This window comes from Streptomyces sp. 63XJN7_1_ISO-PGPR-S23-121, from assembly GCF_056173025.1.
Map to the genome: position 1 here is coordinate 760,472 of NZ_CM149653.1, position 23,110 is coordinate 783,581.

Here is a 23,110-nt window from a genome sequence, read left to right on the forward strand (position 1 = left end):
CCGATGCGTGACGACGAGGCGGCCCCTGACCAAGGGACGGTCGGCGGGCTCGTGCACCGCGCCGTCGACGGGGACGAGCAGGCCACGCACGATCTGCTCGCCCATGTCCACCCCCTGGCGCTGCGCTACTGCCGCACACGGCTGTCGCGGCTGCCCGGCGACGCCCGGCACTTCGTCGAGGACCTCGCCCAGGAGGTCTGCGTCGCGGTGCTCCTCGCGCTGCCGCGCTACAAGGACACCGGGCGCCCCTTCGAGGCGTTCGTCTTCGCCATCGCCGCCCACAAGGTCGCCGACCTCCAGCGCGCGGCGATGCGGCACGGTTCGACGGCCGTCCCGTCCGACGAGATGCCCGAGCGGCCGGACGACTCGCTCGGCCCCGAGGAGCGGGCGCTGCTCAACAGCGACGCCGCCTGGGCCAAGAAACTGCTGGCCAACCTGCCCGAGAACCAGCGCGAGCTGCTCCTGCTGCGCATCGCCGTGGGGCTCACGGCCGAGGAGACCGGGCAGATGTTGGGAATGTCACCCGGGGCCGTGCGCGTCGCCCAGCACCGGGCGCTGAGCCGGCTGCGGGCGCTGGCGGAGCAGTAGGACACCGCGCCGAGGGGCGACGCCGCGACTTCGTACAAAAGCACGAACGTCGCAGGGGTCCTTGATCGTGGAATGAGCCACGTCCACTTCCCGTTAGCATGGACATCCGCACCGATCAAGGCCATTTGGGGAAGGTGTCATGACTGCCAACGTCGACGGAGTGCCCGAGAAATTCGCGACACTCGGGCTGACCTACGACGACGTGCTGCTGCTGCCGGGTGCATCCGAGGTGCTCCCCAACGCGGTCGACACCTCGTCCCGCATCTCCCGCAACGTCCGGGTGAACATCCCCCTGCTCTCGGCCGCCATGGACAAGGTGACCGAGTCCCGCATGGCGATCGCCATGGCCCGCCAGGGCGGTGTCGGTGTGCTGCACCGCAACCTCTCCATCGAGGACCAGGTGAACCAGGTCGACCTCGTCAAGAGGTCCGAGTCGGGCATGGTCACCGACCCGATCACGGTGCACCCGGAGGCCACGCTGGCCGAGGCGGACGCCCTGTGTGCCAAGTTCCGCATCAGCGGCGTCCCGGTCACCGACCCGGCCGGCAAGCTGCTCGGCATCGTCACCAACCGCGACATGGCCTTCGAGTCCGACCGCGCGCGTCAGGTGCGCGAGGTCATGACGCCGATGCCGCTGGTCACCGGCAAGGTCGGCATCTCCGGTGTGGACGCCATGGAGCTGCTGCGCCGCCACAAGATCGAGAAGCTCCCGCTGGTCGACGACGAGGGCCTCCTCAAGGGCCTCATCACGGTCAAGGACTTCGTCAAGGCCGAGCAGTACCCCCACGCCGCCAAGGACTCCGAGGGCCGGCTGCTGGTCGGCGCCGCCGTCGGCGCCAGCCCCGAGGCCCTGGAGCGCGCCCAGGCCCTGGCCGCCGCGGGCGTGGACTTCCTGGTCGTCGACACCTCCCACGGCCACAACAGCAACGCCCTGAGCTGGATGTCGAAGATCAAGTCCAGCGTCGGCGTGGACGTGATCGGCGGCAACGTCGCCACCCGTGACGGCGCCCAGGCCCTGATCGACGCCGGTGTCGACGGCATCAAGGTCGGCGTCGGCCCCGGCTCCATCTGCACCACCCGCGTCGTCGCCGGCATCGGCGTCCCGCAGGTCACCGCCATCTACGAGGCCTCCCTCGCGGCCCGCCGGGCCGGCGTCCCGCTGATCGGGGACGGCGGCCTGCAGTACTCCGGCGACATCGGCAAGGCCCTGGCCGCCGGTGCCGACACGGTGATGCTGGGCAGCCTGCTCGCGGGCTGCGAGGAGTCGCCGGGCGAGCTGCAGTTCATCAACGGCAAGCAGTTCAAGTCGTACCGGGGCATGGGCTCGCTCGGTGCCATGCAGTCCCGCGGCCAGGGCAGGTCGTACTCGAAGGACCGCTACTTTCAGGCCGAGGTGGCGTCCGACGACAAGCTCGTGCCCGAGGGCATCGAGGGCCAGGTGCCCTACCGCGGCCCGCTGGCCAACGTGCTGCACCAGCTCGTCGGCGGCCTGCGCCAGACCATGGGGTACGTGGGCGCCGCCACGATCGAGGAGATGGAGTCGAAGGGGCGCTTCGTGCGGATCACCTCCGCCGGCCTCAAGGAGAGCCACCCGCACGACATCCAGATGACGGTCGAGGCACCGAACTACAGCCGCAGCAAGTAGACAGCGGGCCTTCCAGGGCGGCCCCGGGAGCGTCCGGGGCCGCCCTCGGCGTGTCCGTCGGGGATACTGGAAGGCGCTGCAACGCATCAGGGAAAGGCCACAGACGTGACTGAGATCGAGATCGGGCGCGGCAAGCGCGGCCGCCGGGCGTACGCCTTCGACGACATCGCCGTCGTCCCCAGCCGCCGTACCCGGGACCCGAAGGAGGTCTCGATCGCCTGGCAGATCGACGCCTACCGTTTCGAGCTGCCGTTCCTGGCCGCTCCCATGGACTCGGTCGTCTCCCCGGCCACCGCCATCCGCATCGGCGAGCTGGGCGGCCTCGGCGTCCTGAACCTCGAGGGCCTGTGGACGCGCTACGAGGACCCGCAGCCGCTCCTCGACGAGATCGCCGGGCTGGACGCGGAGACCGCGACCCGGCGCCTCCAGGAGATCTACGCGGCTCCCATCAAGGAGGAGCTGATCGGGCAGCGCATCAAGGAGGTGCGCGACTCCGGCGTGGTCACCGCCGCCGCGCTCTCCCCGCAGCGCACCGCCCAGTTCTCCAAGGCGGTCGTGGACGCGGGCGTCGACATCTTCGTCATCCGCGGCACCACGGTCTCGGCGGAGCACGTCTCCGGTTCGCACGAGCCGCTGAACCTGAAGCAGTTCATCTACGAGCTCGACGTCCCGGTGATCGTCGGCGGCTGCGCCACCTACACCGCCGCCCTGCACCTGATGCGCACCGGCGCGGCGGGTGTCCTCGTCGGCTTCGGCGGCGGCGCCGCGCACACCACGCGCAACGTGCTGGGCATCCAGGTGCCCATGGCGACGGCCGTGGCGGACGTGGCGGCGGCCCGCCGCGACTACATGGACGAGTCCGGCGGCCGGTACGTGCACGTGATCGCCGACGGCGGTGTCGGCTGGTCCGGCGACCTGCCCAAGGCCATCGCCTGCGGCGCCGACTCGGTGATGATGGGCTCGCCGCTGGCCCGCGCGACGGACGCGCCGGGCAAGGGCAACCACTGGGGCATGGAGGCCGTCAACGAGGAGCTGCCGCGCGGCAAGAAGGTCGACCTCGGCACGGTCGGCACCATCGAGGAGGTCCTCACCGGCCCGTCCCGCATTCCGGACGGTTCGATGAACTTCTTCGGCGCCCTGCGCCGCGCGATGGCCACGACGGGCTACAGCGAGCTGAAGGAGTTCCAGCGCGTCGAGGTCACGGTCGCCGACTCGCAGCACCGGCGGTAATCACCCGGACGGCTTACCGAAAGGGGCCCGGAGCTGCCAGCTCCGGGCCCCTTCGCGTGTCCGGGCGCCGCTCAGAGGCGGTGCGCCGCACCCGTCGGCGTCGCCCCCCGGGTGTCCAGCAGCAGCTGGGCCTTCACCGACAGGCCCTGGAGGTCGTACGTGCGGTGCTGCTGGAGGAGGATCGTCAGGTCGGCGTCGGCGGCGGCCTCGTAGAGGGAGTCGACGCGGGGGACGGGGCGGTCCAGGACGTTCCAGGACGGGATGTGCGGGTCGTGGTAGCTGACCGCGGCGCCCATCGACATCAGGCGGGTCGCGACCTCCTCGGCCGGGGTGGCCTGCTGGTCGGCCAGGTCGGCCTTGTAGGTGACGCCGAGGAGCAGGACGCGGGCGCCGCGCGCGGACTTGCCGTGCTCGTTGAGCAGGGCGGCGGCGCGCTGGACCACGTAGCGGGGCATCTGCTCGTTGACCTGCTGGGCCAGCTCCACCAGGCGCAGGCCGCGGGGGGCCCGGCCGGTCAGGTCCTGGGGCACGGAATGGCCGCCGACGCCCGGGCCGGGGCGGAAGGCCTGGAAGCCGAACGGTTTGCTCTCCGCGCAGCGCAGGACGTCCCACAGGTCGACGCCCAGGTCGTTGCAGAGGACGGCCATCTCGTTGACGAGGGCGATGTTGACGTGCCGGAAATTGGTCTCCAGGAGCTGGACCGTCTCGGCCTCGCGGGGACCGCGCGCGCGGACCACCTTGTCGGTGAGGCGGCCGTAGAAGGCAGCTGCCGACTCGGTACAGGCGGAGGTGAGGCCGCCGATCACCTTCGGGGTGTTGGCCGGCGTGAAGTCGCGGTTGCCCGGGTCGACGCGGCTGGGGGAGTAGGCGAGGTGGAAGTCGCGGCCGGCGCGCAGCCCGGAGCCCTCCTCGAGCAGGGGACGCAGGAACTCCTCCGTCGTCCCCGGCTGCACGGGCGACTCCAGGATCACCGTGGTGTGGGGGCGCATGTGGGCGGCCAGGGTGCGGGCCGCGGCCTCCACCTGGCCGAGGTCGAGGCCGCCGTCCGGGCCGGGCGGGGTCGGCGCGCAGATGACCGCGGTGCGGACCCGGCCGAGCTCGGCGGGGCCCGCGGGAGTCCGGAAGCCCCCGGCGAGCATCCGGCGCAGTTCGGCGGGGCTGAGGGGCCCGGGCTCGGGGCCGGTCTTGTAGCCGAGCGTGGGGATGCCGGCGGCGACGGCGGCCTGGGCCAGGGGCAGGCCGTACGGTCCGAGTCCGACGACGGCGAGATCTGCGGGCATGGCGTGGGCCGTCCTTCCCAATATCCGAAGCGGGACAGGCGCGCAAGCCCGGTGGACAGGATGGGCGAGCACAACGTCAGACTAGGAGTAAATATGACCGATTTGCGGGATTGGTCGGCCGAGTTTCGGTGAGTGTCGACGGTGACCCGTGGGGAAGTTGTCCACAGGCTGGGGGCGTGGTGGCCGAAGTCGGGCAACACGGTCAGAATCTGGGCAGGGGGTACCCGGAACCGGGCTTCGCCCGACGGGTGCGGCCGACGCGACCGACAGCGGGAGGCAGCAGTGAGGACAGCGACACTGGGGCCGGCGCAGCGCGCCGAGGCACTCGCGGCCATGGCCGAGCGTGAACTGGACGTGCTGGTGGTCGGCGCGGGCGTGGTCGGCGCGGGCACCGCGCTCGACGCCGTGACGCGCGGCCTGTCCACCGGCCTGGTCGAGGCACGCGACTGGGCGTCGGGTACCTCCAGCAGGTCCAGCAAGCTGATCCACGGCGGCCTGCGCTATCTGGAGATGCTCGACTTCGCGCTGGTGCGGGAGGCCCTGAAGGAGCGCGGGCTGCTGCTGGAGCGGCTCGCCCCGCACCTGGTGAAGCCGGTGCCGTTCCTGTACCCGTTGCAGCACAAGGGCTGGGAGCGCCTGTACGCCGGGTCGGGCGTGGCGCTGTACGACGCGATGTCGATGGCCCGCGGCCACGGCCGGGGACTGCCCCTGCACCGGCACCTGAGCCGCCGTCACGCGCTGCGCGTCGCCCCCGCCCTGAAGAAGGACGCGCTGGTCGGCGCCCTCCAGTACTACGACGCTCAGGTGGACGACGCCCGGTTCGTGGCCGCGCTGGTGCGCACGGCCGCGGCGTACGGCGCCCCGGTCGCCAACCGGGCGCGGGTCACCGGTTTCCTGCGCGAGGGCGAACGCGTGGTCGGCGCGCGCGTGCGGGACGTCGAAGGGGGCGGCGAGTACGAGATCCGCGCCAAGCAGGTGGTGAACGCGTCCGGCGTGTGGACCGACGACACCCAGTCGATGGTCGGCGAGCGCGGCCAGTTCCACGTCCGGGCGTCCAAGGGCATCCACCTCGTCGTGCCCAAGGACCGCATCCACTCCACCACCGGCCTGATCCTGCGCACCGAGAAGTCCGTGCTGTTCGTCATCCCCTGGGGGCGGCACTGGATCATCGGGACCACGGACACCGACTGGGACCTCGACAAGGCGCACCCGGCCGCCTCCAGCGCGGACATCGACTACCTGCTGGAACACGTCAACTCGGTGCTGTCCGTGCCGCTCACCCGCGACGACGTCGAAGGGGTGTACGCCGGACTGCGCCCGCTGCTGGCCGGTGAGTCGGACGCCACCAGCAAGCTGTCGCGCGAGCACACCGTCGCCCACCCGGTGCCGGGACTGGTCGTCGTGGCGGGCGGCAAGTACACGACGTACCGGGTGATGGCCAAGGACGCCGTGGACGAGGCCGTGCACGGACTCGACATGCGGGTCGCCGACTGCGTCACCGAGGAGACGCCGCTGCTCGGCGCCGAGGGCTACCACGCGCTGTGGAACGCGCGGGCGCGGATCGCCGCGCGCACCGGCCTGCACGTGGTGCGCGTCGAGCACCTGCTCAACCGGTACGGGGCCCTGACGGAGGAGCTGCTGGAGCTCATCGCCGCCGACTCCTCGCTGGGCGAGCCGCTGGGAGCCGCCGACGACTACCTGCGCGCCGAGGTCGTCTACGCCGCCTCGCACGAGGGCGCGCGGCACCTGGACGACGTGCTGACCCGGCGCACCCGCATCTCCATCGAGACCTTCGACCGGGGCACCCGCAGCGCCCGCGAGGCCGCCGAGCTGATGGCACCGGTCCTGGGCTGGGACCAGGGCCAGATCGACCGCGAGGTCCAGCACTACGAGAAGCGGGTCGAGGCCGAGCGGGAGTCGCAGCGCCAGCCGGACGACCTGACGGCGGACGCGGCCCGGCTCGGCGCGCCCGACATCGTTTCGCGGTAGGCGGGCACCCGAGAGGGTGACGCGGGGTCAGCACGCCCCGCGAAGCGTCCCCGTGCCCCTCGCGCGACCCCGCGGAACGCGCCGTTCCCCGGGCCCCGGCCCGTGCCGGGCCCGGGCGCGGCCCGAGAGGCACCCTGGGCGTCGAGCACTTGTCGGGTGAGAGACAATGAAGGCTCTGTCAGGGCGGGTTGCATGAGGGGACGCATGTCGGAGGCGGAGCGGGCGGGGACATCCCGTACGGACAAGAGCGCACGTCTCCTCGCCGGGCGGTACCGGCTGGGAGACGTGCTCGGCCGCGGCGGCATGGGGACGGTGTGGCGCGCCGAGGACGAGACCCTGGGGCGCACGGTCGCCGTCAAGGAGCTGCGGTTCCCGGGGAACATCGACGAGGAGGAGAAGCGGCGCCTGATCACGCGCACGCTGCGCGAGGCCAAGGCCATCGCGCGGATCCGCAACAACAGCGCCGTGACGGTCTACGACGTCGTCGAGGAGGACGACCGGCCGTGGATCGTGATGGAACTCGTCGAGGGCAAGTCGCTCGCCGAGGTCATCCGGGAGGACGGCCTGCTGGAGCCGAAGCGCGCCGCCGAGGTGGGCCTCGCCGTCCTCGACGTCCTGCGCTCCGCGCACCGCGAGGGCATCCTGCACCGTGACGTGAAACCGTCCAACGTCCTGATCGCCGAGGACGGCCGGGTCGTGCTCACCGACTTCGGCATCGCCCAGGTCGAGGGCGACCCGTCCATCACCTCCACCGGCATGCTCGTCGGCGCCCCCTCGTACATCTCCCCGGAGCGTGCCCGCGGCCACAAGCCCGGCCCGGCCGCCGACCTGTGGTCCCTCGGCGGCCTGCTGTACGCGGCGGTGGAGGGCACCCCGCCCTACGACAAGGGCTCCGCCATCGCCACGCTCACCGCGGTGATGACGGAGAACCTGGAGGAGCCGCAGAACGCCGGACCGCTGCGGGACGTCATCTACGGGCTGCTCACCAAGGACCCCGCCCAGCGGCTCGACGACGCGGGCGCCCGCGCGATGCTCACCAAGGTCATCCACGCGCCCGCCGTCCGCGCGGGCGAGGCGGAGCCGCTGGACGCCACCAAGGTCGTACCCCTGCCGGCGCAGCCGGACGACCGCACGCGGCGGGGCGGCACCGGCAAGCGGGAGGAGGCCGGGGAGCGGCTGCGCGGGGCACTGCGCTCCGTGCGCAAGGCCGCCGCCGGCGCCGGCGCGGCGGGTGCCGCGGCCACGTCCGGCACCGGGACGGGCGGCGACCGGACCCGGCCGGGCACAGCGGGTGCCGCCGCCGCGCCGGGCCCCGCCGGGGCGGCGGTCCCGCCGGCCCACCCGACGGCCTCCGGCAACCGGACCGGCCGGGGCGTCGGCGCGCCGAACGCCGCCGCGGGCGGCCGCAGTTCCGGCTGGCCCGTCATGCCGCCGCCGGACCTGCCGCAGCGGCCCGCGCCCCGCGCCCCGCTCACCGACGTGGTGCCGAAGCGGACCCTCGTGATCATCGCGGTGGTCGTCGCCCTGGCCGTCGTCGGCGCCGTGCTCGCCCTCACCCTCGGCGGCGGCGACGACGACACGGCCAAGGGCGGAGCGGGCGGCGACACGACCTCCGCCACCGTCTCCGCGAGCGGCGACACCGGGCAGGACGGATCCGACGGGCCGCGCACGGACGGCTCCGCCTCCGCGCCCGCCACGGGCACCTCGTCGGACGCCGCCGGCCCCGCCCCGAGCGCCTCGGGCGGCACCGGGGACGACGGCAAGGACGATGACGGCAAGGACGGCGCGGCCGCCACCCACCGGGGCGGCCAGGGGTACTCCATCGGGCTCCCCGAGGGATGGAAGTTCCGGTCCTCCGGTGCCGCCGGCGACCGGTTCACCGGGCCCGACGGGCAGAAGCTGCTGGTCGCCTGGACGACCACGCCCAAGGACGACCCGGTCGCGGACTGGAAGAACCAGGAGCGCTCCATGGTGCGCTCGCAGTACCGGAAGATCCGCATCGAGAAGGTGGACTACCGCGGCTGGAACACCGCCGACTGGGAGTTCACCTACAAGGACGGCGGCACCGCCTACCGGACCGTCGACCGGGGCTTCGTCGTCGACGAGCACCAGGGGTACGCCCTCATGTACACGGCGAAGGCCGCCGACTGGGACGGTGACCAGCGCCGGGACAGCTGGCGCACGCTGACGAAGACCTTCACGCCCAAGTCCTGATTTCCGCGGCCCCGGGTTTGAGCGGTCCGAGATCTGGCATCCCCTCATTGCGGGTTGCCTCCGGCACGTATCGTGAATGCCTGCGGACCGTACGCAGCCGGAACGGCCCGCCGGACGAACGGAATTGACCGGCGGGTACCGAAGCGCCGGACTGCCGGGGGAGGCAACGTGGACGACTATGCGGGACGGGTACTCGCCGACCGCTACCGCCTGCCGCTGCCGCCGTCCGACGAGTACGAGCTGACCGAGAGCCGGGCCTTCGACACCTACAGCGGCCAGGAGGTCCTCGTCCGGCAGGTGCCGCTGCCGGAGGTCGTCGAGGCGGAGGTCCTCGACGCGGACGGCCTGCCCGACGGCTTCACCACCCGCGGCGGTGGCGCCCGGCGCCCCGGCGCGCGGCCCCGGGCGCCCCGGGGCGGACCGGGGCGGCCGGCCGACCCGGTGGTGCGGCGGGCCGTCGAGGCCGCGCAGGCCGCGGCCGCCGTGCCCGACCACCCGCGTCTGGACCAGGTCTTCGACGTCTTCGCCGAGGGCGGCTCGCTGTGGATCGTCAGCGAGCTGGTGGCCGCCAGGCCCCTGGCCGCCCTGCTGGCCGAGCAGCCGCTGACCCCGTACCGGGCGGCAGAGGTCGCCTCCGACGTCCTCATGGCGCTGCGGGTGCTGCACGGCTACGGCTGGATCCACCGGAACATCACCGCCCGCACGGTCCTGGTCTGCGACGACGGGCGCGTGATGCTGACCGGCCTGGCGGTCGGGGCGGCGGAGGAGGCGCTGTGCGGCTACGACCCGGTCCCCGCCCCTGAGGCCGAGGCGGAAGGCGACGACCCCGCCGGGAGCGGCACGCCGGGCTACGGCGGGCCCTCCGGCGGGCCGGGCTTCGACGGGCCGGGAGCGCCCGACGCCGGTCCGACGGGGCGTACGGCCGGGGCGCCGGGCCCTCGCGGGGCCCTGGGACCGGCCGGGGCGGACGCCGAGGCCGGTGCGGCGGGCATCGGCCTGCCCGGTCCCACCACCGGCGTGTACGGCCCCGGCGGTGCCGATCCCGAGGCCGCCCGGCGGGCCGCCATCGAGGCGCGCAGCGAGCGCGGGCTGCCGGCGACCGGCCCCGAGGGCCCCCGCGGGCTCCCCGCGGGCTTCACCCCCGCGCCCCTCGACACCGGCGACGTCCGCGCCGCCCGCGCCGGGGCCATCGCCGCCTACCGCGCCGGCGCCCGCGCCGCGGCCCGCGTCCAGGAGGCGCAGAGCGGACGCGCGGCCCTGCCCGGCGCTCGCCCCGCCCCCGACGACGACACCGACGGGCACGGCGGCGCGTCCGCACCGCCCGGGCAGATCGCCGACCCCTACGGCGTCCGTGCGGCCCCCTGGCACGGCGCCACGCCGCGTCCGGCCGGCGACCCGGCGGACGCCCTCGCCCCCGATCCGGCCGGCGACCCGGCGGACGCCCTCGCCCCCGATCCGGCCGGCGACCGGGCCGCCCTGCCCCCGGCCCCGCGCCAGGAGACCGCCCCGGCCGCCGGCGGCTGGGACGCCCCCGACGCCCGCACCCCCGCGCGGCGCGGACCGGGCACGGCGCTCGCCGCCGAACGCGCGCGGCAGGCCCGGATGGCCGTGGTCGGGCCCGTGACCGAGCGCTGGGCCCCGGAACAGGCCGGGCCGGTGCACGAGAACTGGCAGCTCGCCGCGCCCATCGGCCCCGCCACCGACCTCTGGGCGCTGGGCGCGCTGCTCTTCCGCGCCGTGCAGGGGCACGCGCCCTACCCGGAGGAGTCGACCGCCGAGCTGGTGCAGATCGTGTGCGCGGAGCCGCCGGCGTTCGCCGAGGAATGCGGACCGCTGCGGCCGGTCGTGGAGTCGCTGCTGCGTCAGGACCCCACCGAGCGCATCGACTTCGAGGAACTGGGCGGCTGGCTGCGCTCCCTGGTGCGTTCGGCACCCGAGCCGGACGCCGGGCTGCACGTCGTCCCCGCCCCGCCCGCCGACGCCAGCCGGCTGCCCATCGTGCGCCGCCGGGGCGAGCTGGTGCGCAGGCGGCGCGCCGGGCTGCCCGCCCACCACGGACGGCACAAGAGGGCCCGGCAGGACCCCGACCGTTCACCGCGCAGCCTCGGCCGGACCCTGCTCCTGCTGATACTGCTCGCGCTGGCCGGAGCGGTCGCGTACGCCATGTTCCTCATGCCGAGGAGCGACAGCGACGGGGACGGCGCCACCGGCCGGACGGGCGCCGCCGGGGAGGCGAGCCGGGCACCGTCCGGGCAGTCGCCCGAGGTCAGCAGCGAGCCCCGGCCGGAGCAGTCGTCCCCGGAGGGCGGCGCATCGGAGTCGTCGGGCTCGGCCGAGACGCAGACCACCGGGCCCGACGTCGCCGACGGGTTCGCGCTGCGCGAGGACCCGGAGGGATTCCGGGTCGCCGTCGCCGAGGGCTGGAGCCGCGCCCCGCGCAACGGCATCGGCCAGGTCGTCTACAGCAAGGGCGACTTCGAGCTCATCGTCGTGCCGGGCCGGGACCCCGCGAGCCGGTTCGGCACCGACCCGATGGCCTACCAGCGCGACAGGGAGAGCGAGTTGGAGCCGTACCGCGCCTCCAGCTGGGCCACGTCCGGCGGGCTGAAGACCATCGAGGTGGGCGGACGGACCATGGCCGAGGGGCAGTTCACCTGGAAGGGCACCGACGGGGGCGAGCTGTACGTGCGCAACGTCGCGATGCTGATCGACGGGCGATACCACGTGGTGCAGGTGCGCGGCCCCGAGGCGGAGCGCGACGAGGTCTCCCGGCTGTACGAGCAGGCGTCGGCGACCTACCGGTACACGGGCTGACGGCACTTGGGGCGGACGGGCCCGTGCACGCGGGTCCGCCGTCCGGCGCGGCGGCCGACTCGCGGACCGCCCCGATGGTTGCCTCGCGGCACGGGAAGCGACAACCGTCACAGAGCGGTCTTCGTACCACCCCACCCGTTCCCCGAACGGGGCCCGGTCCCTAGTCTGGCCCCTGACAAGACCATTGCGGGGCAACGTGAATCAGATGCAGGGCCGGCTCGTGGCGGGCCGTTACCGGCTCGGCGAGACCGTCGGCAGCGGCGGCATGGGCCGGGTGTGGCGCGCACACGACGAGGTACTCCACCGGGCCGTCGCCATCAAGGAGTTGACCGCAGCGCACTACGTCTCCGAGAGCGACCAGGCCATTCTGCTGGCGCGCACCCGGGGCGAGGCGCGTGCGGCCGCGCGGATCAACCACTCGGCCGTCGTCACCGTGCACGACGTCCTCGAGCACGACGGCCGGCCGTGGATCGTGATGGAGCTGGTCGAGGGCCGCTCGCTGGCCGACGCGGTCAAGGCGGACGAACGCGTCGCACCGCGGGAGGCGGCCCGGGTCGGCCTGTGGGTGCTGCGCGCCCTGCGCGCCGCCCACACCGCCGGCGTCCTGCACCGCGACGTCAAGCCCGGCAACGTCCTGCTCGCCGACGACGGACGGGTGCTGCTCACCGACTTCGGCATCGCGCAGATCGAGGGCGACAGCACCATCACCCGCACCGGCGAGGTCGTCGGCTCCGTGGACTACCTGGCGCCCGAGCGGGTGCGCGGCCACGATCCCGGCCCCTCCTCCGACCTGTGGGCGCTCGGCGCGACGCTGTACACCGCGGTGGAGGGCAGGTCGCCCTTCCGCCGCACCTCGCCGCTGTCCACGATGCAGGCCGTCGTCGAGGAGGAGGCCACCGAGCCCCTGCACGCCGGCCCGCTCGCGCCCGTCATCAGCGCCCTGCTGCGCAAGGACCCGGCCGACCGGCCCGACGTCACCCTGGCCGAGCAGCTGCTCGCCGAGGCGGCGGAGGGACGGCGCCCCGACGCGGCGCAGGCGTACGTCCCGACGCGGTACTCCGGCACCGGGCACGCGCCCCCTCCCGGCCACCCGGTGCCGCCGGGCGCGGCCGGGCAGACGCCGTACGCACCGGTGACCGGCCCGACGGCCGTGGGGCACGCGGCCATGGGCCCCGCGTCCGGCGTCACGGCGAGCGGCGGTACGCCGGCCATGGGGTATCCGCCCGCCGGTCACACCGGCGGCGCTCCCGCCCGGCCCCGGCGCCGCCTGCGGACGCTCGCCCTGGTGGTCGCCGTCGCGGCCCTGGTCGGCGTCGGCACCGCCGTGCTGCTCCAGGCGTGGGACAGGGGCGGGGAGACGGACCGCGGTACGGCCGTCGGCCAGTCGCCCTCCCCGTCCGCCTCCGGCTCACCCTCCGCGTCACCCTCCGCCTCCGCGGACGGAAAGCCCACGGGCTCCGTCCCGGCCGACTGGGTCCGCCACGACGACCCACTGGGTTTCAGCCTCTCCCTGCCCCCGGGCTGGGAGCGCACGGAACTCAAGGCCAGTGGTGCTCTGCGGCAGGTCGACTACAGCCCCGACGGCGGCGACCACTTCGTGCGCGTCGCCGTCGACACCGCGCCCGACTTCAACGACCCCTACGCCCACCAGATCGACCTGGAGCAGCAGCTCCACCGGCTCGTCGACTACCGGCGCCTGACGCTGGAGCACTCCACGTACCGCGACCGCGACAGCGCCCGGTGGGAGTACACCTGGACGGCACTGGCGAAGGACACGCCCTTCCCCGGTCGGCGGCGCGCGATCGAGGAGATGTACATGTCCCGGGACGGAGTGGAGTACGCCCTCTACATGACCGGTCCCGCGCAGGACTGGGCGGACACGAGCGACCGGTTCGCGTACCTGCTGCGGAGCTGGCAGGAGACGTCGGCCTGACGGGCGCACCGTGCCGGGCCTCACCCCCACGGCGCGTCCGTCGGTTGTCGGCCACCCGGTGTTCCGGGGCCCGGAGTCGGTGCGTCCGGGTGGGGCATGATGGGTCGCATGGTGACCCAGGGGTCGGGCGGGCGTGTCGTCGCTGGCCGTTACCGTCTCCATGAGCGGCTCGGCCGCGGCGGCATGGGCATCGTGTGGCGGGCGACCGACCAACTGCTCGCCCGTCAGGTGGCCGTCAAGGCGCTCCCGCGCGACGAGACCCTCTCCGCGGCGAAGGCCCGGCGGCGCCGCGAACGCACCCTGCGGGAGGCCCGCGCGGTCGCACAGCTGAGGCACCCGCACGTCATCGTCGTCCATGACGTCGTCGAGGACGACGAACGCGCCTACATGGTCATGGAGTTCGTCGACGGGGGCTCGCTCGCCGACCGCGTCACCGGCCACGGCCCGGTCGACGCCCCCGAGGCCGCCCGGATCGGCGTGGCCCTGCTCGGTGCCCTGCGCACCGCGCACGCGGCCGGGATCCTGCACCGGGACGTGAAACCGTCCAACGTGCTGGTCGCCGAGGACGGCCGGGTCGTCCTCACCGACTTCGGCGTCGCCCAGGTCGCGGGCGCCACCACGCTCACCGAGACCGGCTCCTTCGTCGGCTCGCCCGAGTACACCGCCCCCGAGCGGATGTCCGGCGCCGGGACCGGACCGGAGTCCGACCTGTGGTCGCTGGGCGTGCTGCTGTGCGCCGTCCTCAGCGGCGCGTCGCCCTTCCACCGCGACTCGCTCGGCGGCGTCCTGCACGCCGTGGTCTCCGAGGAGATCCGCCCGCCCGCGCAGGCCGCGCCGATCCTGCCCGTCGTCCGGGGGCTGCTGGAACGCGACCCGGCCCGCCGTCTGGACGCCGCCGAGGCGGAACGGATGCTGAGCGCCTTCCTGGCCACGGGCCGCACCCCCGCACCCTCCCGCGAGAACGAGCCGCGGTACTCCACGCGCGGCGTGCTGCTGGCGGTCCTCCTGGTCGCGGCGGCGGCCGGCGCGGGCATCTCCGCGGCGGCGCTGCTCGCGGACGGCGGCGACGGCGGCGGCGGTGCGCCGGCGACGTCCGTGCCCGGGACCCCGACGACCGCCTCCCCGCCCGTCTCGACGCCCGGGCTCGGGCCCGTGCCCTCCGACGTGCCCCCCGGGGTGCCGACCGCCACGGTCACCGTGACCCGCCGGGCGACCGGGCCGGCGTCGGAGAACACGCCCAAATAGGAGATAAGCGCCGGCCCGCGTCACGGGTCTGTGACCGCGGTCCGCGGGCGGTGGATATCGGCGCGCCGGGCGCGATATGGATGGTCCATGAGCAACAACGGGGGAACCGGAAGCGGGCCGGACGAGCCGACGAGTTTTGCCCTGCGGCCGCCGAATCCACCCGCCGCCGTACCGCATCCCGGCAACCCGTACGCGGCGCCCGCGCAGGCCGGGCCGCCGCGGTCGCCGGCACCCTCCGGGCCGGCGCCGGAGCCCGCGCGGGCGCCCGCGCCGGAGCCGGGTACGGGCCGGCTGATCGCGGGCCGCTACCGGCTGGTCGCCAAGCTCGGGCACGGCGGCATGGGCACCGTCTGGCGGGCGCAGGACGAGACCGTGGACCGCGAGGTCGCCGTCAAGGAGCCCCGCGTCCCCGACCACCTCCCCGAGCGCGAACGGGCCAACGCCTTCGAGCGGATGCGCCGCGAGGCGCGCGCCGCGGCCAGGCTCGACCACCCGGCCGTGGTCGACGTGCACGACGTGGCGGTGGTGGACGGCCGGCCGTGGATCGTGATGGAGCTGGTGCGGGGCCGTTCGCTGGGCGACGCGTTGCAGGAGGGCACGCTGGGCGCGCGCGAGGCGGCCCGGATCGGCCTGGAGGTCCTCGGCGCGCTGGAGGCCGCTCACGCGGCGGGCATCCTGCACCGGGACGTGAAGCCCGACAACGTCCTGCTCGGCCGGTACGACCGGGTCGTCCTCACCGACTTCGGCATCGCCCAGATCGAGGGCGAGACCAACCTGACCGACACCGGCGGCTTCGTCGGCTCGCCCGAGTACATCGCCCCCGAGCGGGTGCTGGGCCAGCGTCCCGGCCCGGCGAGCGACCTGTGGTCGCTGGGCGTGGTGCTGTACGCGGCGACGGAGGGCGTCTCGCCGTTCCGCCGCAGCAACACCCCCGCCACGCTCCAGTCGGTGCTCAACGCCGTGCCGGCGCCGCCCGCCTCCGCGCGGGGCCCGCTGGCCGAGGTGATCACGGGGCTGCTGGACAAGGACCCGGCACGCCGTCCGGACGCCGCCCGGGTGCGGGCCCTGCTGGAGGCCGCCGCGAACCCGCCCGCGCCGCAGCCCACGCAGATCGTGCGGGCGCCCGCGCCGGGCGGACGCGGCATCCGGCTCGGCCGCAAGGCGTGGGCCGGCCTGGCCGCGACCGTCGTCGCCGCGGCGGTGGCGGGATACCTCGTGATCGCGGACCCGTTCGCGGGGCCGATGCCCGACGGCTGGACGACCCCGCACGAGAAGCAGCTCGCCGCCACCCTGGCGGTGCCCGACGGCTACCAGCGGACCGTGTCCGACGACGCCGCCGAGCACGGGGTCACCTACACCGACTGGAGCGGCAGCATCTGGATCGGCCTGACCCTGGACAGGAAGGCGGAGGACACCGGCGGCAACATAGCGGCCTCCGCCGCGGCCGAGATGTACGAGGACGACGGGACATTCGAGAAGAGCGGGGAGTACCGGCTCTCCATGCCCGAGAACCCGAAGACCGACCCCCGGGAGACCACGTACAAGGGGCAGAAGTCCGCCGAGAACACGGTCGTCTACACCACCACCGACAGCCAGAACCCCCGCCCGCGCGAGCTGCGGATCTTCTACTACCGGACGACCGCCGGCGACATGTACAAGCTCACCGTCGCCTATCCGGGCAAGGGCGACTTCACCGAGCGGGGACGCGAGGTGGCGAGGACGGCCGTCGCTCATCTGGACATCGACGGAGCCTGAGCGCTCCGCCCGCCCAACGCCCTGATCAGCGCGTTTGTTGCCAGTGATCGCTGGCGCCGTGTGAGCACTCGGTGAATCCCCGTTACCGACGGGTACACAAAGCCCGCGCGGCGGCATACCCTGCCGCTCATGACGGACGCGCAGGCCCCGGAGACCACCGGCACCAACCCCCTCGCCCCCGCCCCGGCGGGTGCCCGCACCGCGGCCGACGTGGTGACCCCCGAGCTGGTGGCCCAGCTCACCAAGGGCGTCGCCGGCTCCGGCCGTACCGCCAACCACACGCCGTTCACCGGCGAGAAGCTGGCCGACCTGCCCGAGTCGACGCCCGAGGACGTGGCCGGGGCCTTCGAGCGGGCCCGCGCCGCGCAGGCCGTGTGGGCCAGGACACCGGTGCGGCAGCGCGCCGCCGTCCTGCTGCGCTTCCACGACCTGGTCCTGGAGCGGCAGGCCGAGGTACTCGACCTCATCCAGCTGGAGACCGGCAAGGCCCGCCTGCACGCCCACGAGGAGGTCCAGGCCGTCGCCGTCGCCGCCCGGCACTACGGCCGCCGCGCCGCCGCGTACCTGAAGGCCAAGCGGCACACCGGCGCCATCCCGACCCTGACGAAGGTCACCGAACTGCGCCACCCGCGCGGGGTCGTCGGCCAGATCGCCCCCTGGAACTACCCCCTGGAGCTGTCCGTCGGCGACGCGCTCCCCGCTTTCGCCGCGGGCAACGCGGTCGTCATGAAGCCCGACACCGAGACCTGCCTGACCGCCCTGTGGGCCCGTGACCTCCTCATCGAGGCCGGGCTGCCGGCGGAGGTCTTCCAGGTCGTCCTCGGCGACGGCCCGGTCGTCGGCCCCGAGGTCGTCAAGCACGCCGACTACGTCTCCTTCACCGGCTCCACCCGCACCGGCCGCGAGGTCGCCCAGGGCGCCGCCGCCCGCCTGGTCGGCGTCTCCCTCGAACTCGGCGGCAAGAACGCCATGCTGGTGCTCGAGGACGCCGACGTCGAGAAGGCCGCCGCGGGCGCCGTCCGCGCCTGCTTCTCCTCCGCCGGCCAGCTCTGCATCTCCATCGAGCGGCTCTACGTCCACGAGTCGGTCGCCGACGCATTCCTGGAGCGCTTCGCCGCCCGCACGCGGGCGATGCGGCTCGGCACCTCCCTCGCCTACGGCGCCGACATGGGCTCGCTGGTGGGCGAGCGGCAGCTCGAGACCGTCGAACGGCACGTGAAGGACGCCGTCGCGAACGGCGCGAAGCTGGTCGCCGGCGGCGTCGCCCGCCCGGACATCGGCCCGTACTTCTACGAGCCGACCATCCTCGACGGGGTCGCCGCCCCCATGGCCGTGTGCACCGAGGAGACCTTCGGCCCGGTCGTCTCCGTCTACCGCTTCACGACCGAGGACGAGGCGGTCGAGCACGCCAACTCCACGCCGTACGGCCTGAACTCCTCGGTGTGGACGAAGGACGCCCGGCGCGGCCGGGACGTCGCCGCGCGGCTGCGCACCGGCACCGTCAACATCAACGAGGGGTACGCGCCCGCCTACGGCAGCGTCCAGTCGCCGATGGGCGGCATGAAGGACTCCGGCCTCGGCCGCCGGCACGGCTCCGAGGGCATCCTCAAGTACACCGAGGCCCAGACCGTCGCCCACCAGCGGCTGCTGCCGATGGCGCCGTCGCTCGGCATGGACGACGAGTCGTACGCCCGGTTCATGAGCCGCAGTCTCCGGCTCATGAAGGCGTTCCGCTTCCGCTAGCCCCCAGTCCACCCCGTTCTCGACGAGGAGAGCACGTGTCGCAGGAGAAGTCCGTCCAGACCCGGGACGAGAACGGGTACGACTACGACGTCGTCGTGGTGGGTTCCGGCTTCGGCGGATCGGTGTCCGCCCTCCGCCTGACGGAGAAGGGCTACCGGGTCGGCGTCCTGGAGGCGGGCCGCCGCTTCGTGCCGGCGTCGCTGCCCAGGAACTCCTGGGACCTCAAGAACTACCTGTGGGCGCCGAAGCTCGGCATGTACGGCATCCAGCGCATCCACCTGCTCGGCAACGTCATGGTGCTGGCGGGCGCCGGGGTCGGCGGCGGCTCCCTCAACTACGCCAACACCCTCTACGTGCCGCCGAAGCCCTTCTTCGAAGACCCCCAGTGGCGTGACATCACCGACTGGCACGAGGAACTGACGCCGTACTACGACCAGGCCCGCCGCATGCTCGGCGTCCGCCTCAACCCGACGATGACCCCCTCCGACGTGCACCTGAAGGCCGCCGCCGAACGGATGGGCGTCGGCGACACCTTCCACATGGCACCGGTCGGCGTCTTCTTCGGCGACGGCCAGGACGCCGACGGGACGGTGAAGGCCGAGCCGGGCGAGCGGGTGCCCGACCCCTACTTCGGCGGCGTGGGCCCGGACCGCAAGGCCTGCCACGAGTGCGGCGAGTGCATGACCGGCTGCCGGCACGGGGCGAAGAACACCCTCAACGAGAACTACCTGTACCTCGCCGAGAAGGCGGGCGCGGTCGTCCACCCGATGACCACGGTCGTGTCGGTCACCGACGACTCACGCGGCGGCTTCGCCGTCGCCACGCTTCCCACCGACCGGAAGAGGAAGGGCGCCGGCCGCACCTTCACGGCCCGCCGCGTCGTCATCGCCGCCGGCACCTACGGCACCCAGACGCTGCTGCACCGCATGAAGGCGAACCGTCAGCTGCCTCACCTCTCCGACAGGCTCGGCGAGCTGACCCGCACCAACTCCGAGGCCCTGGTCGGCGCCCAGACCGACGACCGGCGCTACCGCAGGGCCACCGGGGAGCCACGGGCCGACTTCACGCGCGGCGTCGCCATCACGTCGTCCGTCCACCCGGACGCCAACACCCACATCGAGCCGGTGCGTTACGGCAAGGGCTCCAACTCCATGGGCGGCCTGTCCATCCTCCAGGTCCCGTACGCCGGTGAGACCGCCTCGGGTGCCACGCGCGTTCTGGGCTTCCTGGGCCGGGCCGCCCGGCACCCGGTGCACGTCCTGCGCTCCCTGTCCAACCGCAAGTGGTCGGAGCGGACCATCATCGGCCTGGTGATGCAGTCGCTGGACAACTCCCTGACGACGCACCTGAAGCCGACGGGGGTCGGCAAGGGCCTGCTCACCGCCCGCCAGGGCCACGGCTCGCCCAACCCCAAGCAGATCAAGGCGGCGACGGACGGCGCCTCCGCCCTGGCGGCGGAGATCAACGGCTTCGCCGGCTCCAACGTCGGCGAGCTGATGGGCACCCCGCTCACCGCGCACTTCCTCGGCGGCTGCCCGATCGGCGACTCCCGGGAGACCGGCGTCATCGACCCCTACCACCGCCTCTACGGCCACCCCGGGATCTCCGTCGTCGACGGCGCCGCGGTCTCCGCCAACCTGGGCGTCAACCCGTCCCTGACCATCACGGCCCAGGCCGAGCGGGCGATGGCGTTCTGGCCCAACAAGGGCGAGGAGGACCCGCGTCCGGCGCAGGGCGCGGCGTACGAGCGCCTGGCTCCCGTCGAGCCCAGGTCCCCCGCGGTCCCGGCGGAGGCCTTCGGCGCGCTGCGGCTGCCGTTCCTCGGGATGCCGGCGGTGCCGCCGAAGAAGTAGCGCCCGCCGCGAACGAGAAGGACCTGCGCCCCCCTCCGAGCGCAGGTCCTTCCTGTCTTGCGTCAAGCCGTGTGCGTCAGCCCTTACGCCTCGGCACCGGTCTTGCGGCGCCGGACGACGAACACGGCACCGCCGCCGACGAGGACGGCGAGACCGCCGGCCAGACCGATCATCGGCAGCGCGGAGCTGGAACCGGTCTCGGCGAGGCTGCCGGTGACCTCCGGCGTGGTGGTCGCCGGCTTCTGGTCGGTGACGGGCGCCTTGCCGCCTTCCTGCGGCTTGGTGCCGTCCGTGTCCGTGCCGGAGGCGACGATCTGGAACTTGTACGCCACGTCGCCGTAGCCGGTGCACTCGCCGTCGGCGTCGCCGTAGATGGTCGCGCCGAGCGTGAAGCCGGCGCCGACCGGGGCGCTCGCCTTCACGTTGACGCGCATCGGGATGTCGACCTCGTAGTCGGGCTCGAGGACGTTGGTGAAGCCGACGTACCCGGCCGCGTAGTCGGTCTCGTCCAGGTCTTCCCAGACCTTGTCGTCCGGGTTCCAGGCCTGGAGGCTGACCTGCTTGTTCTTGAACAGGTTCTCGCCGTCGGCGTCGGAGGAGGCGCCGGCGAAGTAGTCCAGGTCCTCGAGCGTGGAGTCGGAGTTGTTGGCCACGTTCAGCGAGAACTTGTGCCAGCCGCTGCCCGCCGCGATCTTGCCGGGCAGGCCCGAGATGCTGACGTCGACCTTGGTGTCCTCGCACAGGGACGGCTCGGGCTCTGGGGTCTCCGTCTCCTCGGGAGCGGAGGTGGTCGGCGCCGGCGTCGTGGGAGTGGAGGTGCTGGTCTCCGACGCGCCGGGGGTGGGAGCGGTCTCGGTGGCCGTCTGGCTGGGCTGGGTGGTGACGGGGTCGCTCGGCGCGGGCGGGGTCGCCGTCTCGGACTCCGTGGTGGTCGGGGCCGGGGACTCGGTGTCCTCGCCCGCGGGAGTGCTGGAGGAGGCGGACGGCGCCGGCGACTCGGTCGCGTAGGCGGCGGGTGCCGCGAGCAGCGCCAAGGGGGCTATCACTGCCGTGGCAGCCGCTGCGGCCATGGCGCGACGAAGCTTCATGAAGACCTCGGGATGTCCGGCGTGCCGCGTGGCGCGGCACGGGGGGCGAGTCAGGAGAGGCCTCCGCGAGTGGGGCGCGGGTCGGCCCTTGGTTCATCTGTTCGACGTGTTTGATCAACGACCGCCGTGAATGGTTGTCCCCGGACTCACGGAATTCTTATGTGGCCTGCGTCACTCCCTCGAAAGATCGTCCGCACCCCCGCTTTTCGGTTGAATGTGCCGGTCCACGAGGGACGACAGGGTGGGGAGATCGTGCGAAGAGTGTCAGCGGACGGGACGGGTGGCGGCAGAGCCGGTGGTGCGGGACCGGTGGTGTGGTGTGCGGCGGCCGCGCTGACCGTCCTGTGCGTCACCGGGTGTTCGGCCGGCGGTGCCACGGATTCCGGGCGTCCGTCCGGCGGCGGGAGGACACCGGCGAGCGCGGCGCCGTCGGTGAGCGCCCCGGGAGCGGACCGTTCGCCGGAGCCCGGCCCGTCCTCCGCGTCGCCCGGCCCGGCGCGGTCGACGCCCGCCGCGGCGCCGGAGAAGACCGCGGCCGCGCGGCCGGCGCCGTCCTCGGGGGCGCGCGGGACGGGTTCCACCGGCTCGGGAGCGACCGGCGGCACGACGGACCGCGGCGGTTCGTCCGGTACGGGCGGCACACGCGCCACGACCGGCTCGACCGGCTCGGGCGGTACGTCCGGCGGCGGTGCCGGAGGGGCGGAGCAGCAGGAGGACGTGCCGCAGAACCCCAACCGCGGGACCAACCCCCCGCCCGCGCCCCCGCGCCCGACCCCCACGCCCGACTGGACGTCGGCGGAGTGGCAGCCCGGCGACCCGGTCGAGTCGGTCCCCGGGGCCATGGGGCAGTAGGGCGCGGCGGCAGGCGGAGGGCCCCGCGGGACGTGTCCGCGGGGCCCTTTCACGACCGGCACCGACGTCAGGGAAGCGCCGGTGCCCGGGTGGCGGCGCCGGGGGGTCGCGCGGCCGGTCCTCCGTCCCGCGGCCCCGGCGGTGCGCCGGTGCGGGGCGATGCGGTGGGGGCACGTACGGGGGACTCGGGTCCGTACGGATTCGTGCTCGACGGGGGGTGGGCGCCGCGACCGTCCGGCCCAGGAATCGGGCCTTTCCCGCCGGCCGGCCCCGGGCGTCCCCGGAGCCGGCCGTTCTCATGGGTGACCGGGCTGCTGTCCCCTGCCGTCCGGTCACTTCCTGGAGCGAGGTCCCACGGCGTACGGCGATCCGTACGCCTCATCGCCCCAGCGAGCCACGCGTGGTTCTCATCGGGCCCGCCCCTGGCTGGCACGGACACCGGGACCAACGAAGCGTTCCGCGCGGCGGTCACGCACCGTACGGGTGAGAGCGTGCCCGAACTCAGATGCGACCCCGGCACAGCTCCAGCAGCGTCATCGCCAGCGCCGTGCCCGGCTTGCCCAGCGCCTCGCGGTAGTGGCCGAGGACGTCCATCTCGCGGGAGAGGTTCACCCGCCGGCCGCCGGACGTGATCCGCGCCTCCTGGATGACCGCGGAGACGGCCATCCGTTCCTGGATCAGCCCGATGATCCGGTCGTCGAGCGCGTCGATGCGCTCACGGGCGCCGGTGATCACACCGGCCGCCTCGGTCGTGCGGGCGCCGGTCTTGTCTGCGGTGGTGACGGTCATCTCGGGGGCTCCTCGCCGGGGTGGGCGGTGCCCCGGGGCCGGCAGGGCCCGGAAACGGCAGGCGCCCCGGACCTTGTCGGCCCGGGGCGCCT

15 protein-coding genes are annotated in these 23,110 nt (G+C 74.0%); 12 read left to right on the forward strand and 3 right to left on the reverse strand.

Going from position 1 to position 23,110, the window contains the following annotated elements; all coding sequences use genetic code 11:
- Positions 1-3 precede the first annotated feature (3 nt).
- From AC0VYN_RS03655 to AC0VYN_RS03665, 3 genes are all read left to right on the forward strand, one after another.
- Positions 4-588: a sigma-70 family RNA polymerase sigma factor gene (locus AC0VYN_RS03655; RefSeq protein WP_385459138.1), complete on the forward strand. Its 585-nt coding sequence runs from the start codon at positions 4-6 to the stop codon at positions 586-588.
- 139 nt (positions 589-727) lie between these two features.
- On the forward strand, positions 728-2,233 hold the full coding sequence (gene guaB / locus AC0VYN_RS03660; protein ID WP_385459136.1) for an IMP dehydrogenase: 1,506 nt from the start codon (positions 728-730) through the stop codon (positions 2,231-2,233).
- Positions 2,234-2,338: 105 nt separating this feature from the next.
- Positions 2,339-3,463, forward strand: coding sequence for a GuaB3 family IMP dehydrogenase-related protein (locus AC0VYN_RS03665; RefSeq protein WP_475534745.1), 1,125 nt, complete (start codon positions 2,339-2,341; stop codon positions 3,461-3,463).
- Between the two features lie 71 nt (positions 3,464-3,534).
- Here AC0VYN_RS03665 and AC0VYN_RS03670 read toward each other — a convergent pair whose 3' ends face one another.
- Positions 3,535-4,743 carry a nucleotide sugar dehydrogenase gene (locus tag AC0VYN_RS03670; protein ID WP_475534746.1) on the reverse strand — a complete coding sequence of 403 codons (1,209 nt, stop codon included), beginning with the start codon at positions 4,741-4,743 and terminating at the stop codon, positions 3,535-3,537.
- A 282-nt stretch (positions 4,744-5,025) separates the two neighbouring features.
- Between AC0VYN_RS03670 and AC0VYN_RS03675 the strand changes: the two genes are divergently transcribed.
- From AC0VYN_RS03675 to AC0VYN_RS03710, 8 genes are all read left to right on the forward strand, one after another.
- Positions 5,026-6,732 (forward strand): glycerol-3-phosphate dehydrogenase/oxidase, encoded by a 1,707-nt coding sequence (locus AC0VYN_RS03675; RefSeq protein ID WP_475534747.1) that lies wholly within the window; start codon positions 5,026-5,028, stop codon positions 6,730-6,732.
- Positions 6,733-6,936: 204 nt separating this feature from the next.
- Entirely contained in the window at positions 6,937-8,946 is a 2,010-nt protein-coding gene (locus AC0VYN_RS03680) for a serine/threonine-protein kinase (RefSeq protein WP_475534748.1), read from the forward strand.
- Between the two features lie 168 nt (positions 8,947-9,114).
- Entirely contained in the window at positions 9,115-11,760 is a 2,646-nt protein-coding gene (locus AC0VYN_RS03685) for a protein kinase (protein ID WP_475534749.1), read from the forward strand.
- Between the two features lie 205 nt (positions 11,761-11,965).
- Positions 11,966-13,693: a serine/threonine-protein kinase gene (locus tag AC0VYN_RS03690; protein ID WP_475534750.1), complete on the forward strand. Its 1,728-nt coding sequence runs from the start codon at positions 11,966-11,968 to the stop codon at positions 13,691-13,693.
- 99 nt (positions 13,694-13,792) lie between these two features.
- The gene (locus AC0VYN_RS03695; protein ID WP_475536807.1) at positions 13,793-14,938 is read left to right on the forward strand and encodes a serine/threonine-protein kinase; all 1,146 of its coding nucleotides are present in this window, start codon (positions 13,793-13,795) and stop codon (positions 14,936-14,938) included.
- Positions 14,939-15,025: 87 nt separating this feature from the next.
- Positions 15,026-16,693 carry a serine/threonine-protein kinase gene (locus AC0VYN_RS03700; RefSeq protein ID WP_475534751.1) on the forward strand — a complete coding sequence of 556 codons (1,668 nt, stop codon included), beginning with the start codon at positions 15,026-15,028 and terminating at the stop codon, positions 16,691-16,693.
- Positions 16,694-16,822: 129 nt separating this feature from the next.
- Entirely contained in the window at positions 16,823-18,436 is a 1,614-nt protein-coding gene (locus AC0VYN_RS03705; RefSeq protein ID WP_475534752.1) for a succinic semialdehyde dehydrogenase, read from the forward strand.
- A gap of 35 nt (positions 18,437-18,471) precedes the next feature.
- Positions 18,472-20,289: a GMC family oxidoreductase N-terminal domain-containing protein gene (locus tag AC0VYN_RS03710; protein WP_475534753.1), complete on the forward strand. Its 1,818-nt coding sequence runs from the start codon at positions 18,472-18,474 to the stop codon at positions 20,287-20,289.
- Positions 20,290-20,372: 83 nt separating this feature from the next.
- Here the strand turns inward: AC0VYN_RS03710 and AC0VYN_RS03715 are convergent, their stop codons facing one another.
- Entirely contained in the window at positions 20,373-21,359 is a 987-nt protein-coding gene (locus tag AC0VYN_RS03715) for an LAETG motif-containing sortase-dependent surface protein (RefSeq protein WP_475534754.1), read from the reverse strand.
- A gap of 450 nt (positions 21,360-21,809) precedes the next feature.
- Between AC0VYN_RS03715 and AC0VYN_RS03720 the strand changes: the two genes are divergently transcribed.
- Positions 21,810-22,229 (forward strand): hypothetical protein, encoded by a 420-nt coding sequence (locus AC0VYN_RS03720; protein ID WP_475534755.1) that lies wholly within the window; start codon positions 21,810-21,812, stop codon positions 22,227-22,229.
- Positions 22,230-22,730: 501 nt separating this feature from the next.
- On the opposite strand, the gene AC0VYN_RS03725 is transcribed toward AC0VYN_RS03720, so the two are convergent.
- A complete protein-coding gene (locus AC0VYN_RS03725; protein WP_385459112.1) occupies positions 22,731-23,018 on the reverse strand; it encodes a chorismate mutase in 288 nt (95 codons plus the stop codon).
- Between the last annotated feature and the right edge of the window lie 92 nt (positions 23,019-23,110).

Excerpts from the sequence above, each read along its gene's own strand:
- AC0VYN_RS03695 (WP_475536807.1), top strand. The coding sequence starts at position 13,793 with ATGGGTCGCATGGTGACCCAGGGGTCGGGCGGGCGTGTCGTCGCTGGC.
- AC0VYN_RS03690 (WP_475534750.1), top strand. The coding sequence starts at position 11,966 with ATGCAGGGCCGGCTCGTGGCGGGCCGTTACCGGCTCGGCGAGACCGTC.
- AC0VYN_RS03680 (WP_475534748.1), top strand. The coding sequence starts at position 6,937 with ATGTCGGAGGCGGAGCGGGCGGGGACATCCCGTACGGACAAGAGCGCA.
- AC0VYN_RS03670 (WP_475534746.1), bottom strand. The coding sequence starts at position 4,743 with ATGCCCGCAGATCTCGCCGTCGTCGGACTCGGACCGTACGGCCTGCCC.
- AC0VYN_RS03655 (WP_385459138.1), top strand. The coding sequence starts at position 4 with ATGCGTGACGACGAGGCGGCCCCTGACCAAGGGACGGTCGGCGGGCTC.
- guaB (WP_385459136.1), top strand. The coding sequence starts at position 728 with ATGACTGCCAACGTCGACGGAGTGCCCGAGAAATTCGCGACACTCGGG.
- AC0VYN_RS03705 (WP_475534752.1), top strand. The coding sequence starts at position 16,823 with ATGACGGACGCGCAGGCCCCGGAGACCACCGGCACCAACCCCCTCGCC.
- AC0VYN_RS03725 (WP_385459112.1), bottom strand. The coding sequence starts at position 23,018 with ATGACCGTCACCACCGCAGACAAGACCGGCGCCCGCACGACCGAGGCG.
- AC0VYN_RS03715 (WP_475534754.1), bottom strand. The coding sequence starts at position 21,359 with ATGGCCGCAGCGGCTGCCACGGCAGTGATAGCCCCCTTGGCGCTGCTC.
- AC0VYN_RS03700 (WP_475534751.1), top strand. The coding sequence starts at position 15,026 with ATGAGCAACAACGGGGGAACCGGAAGCGGGCCGGACGAGCCGACGAGT.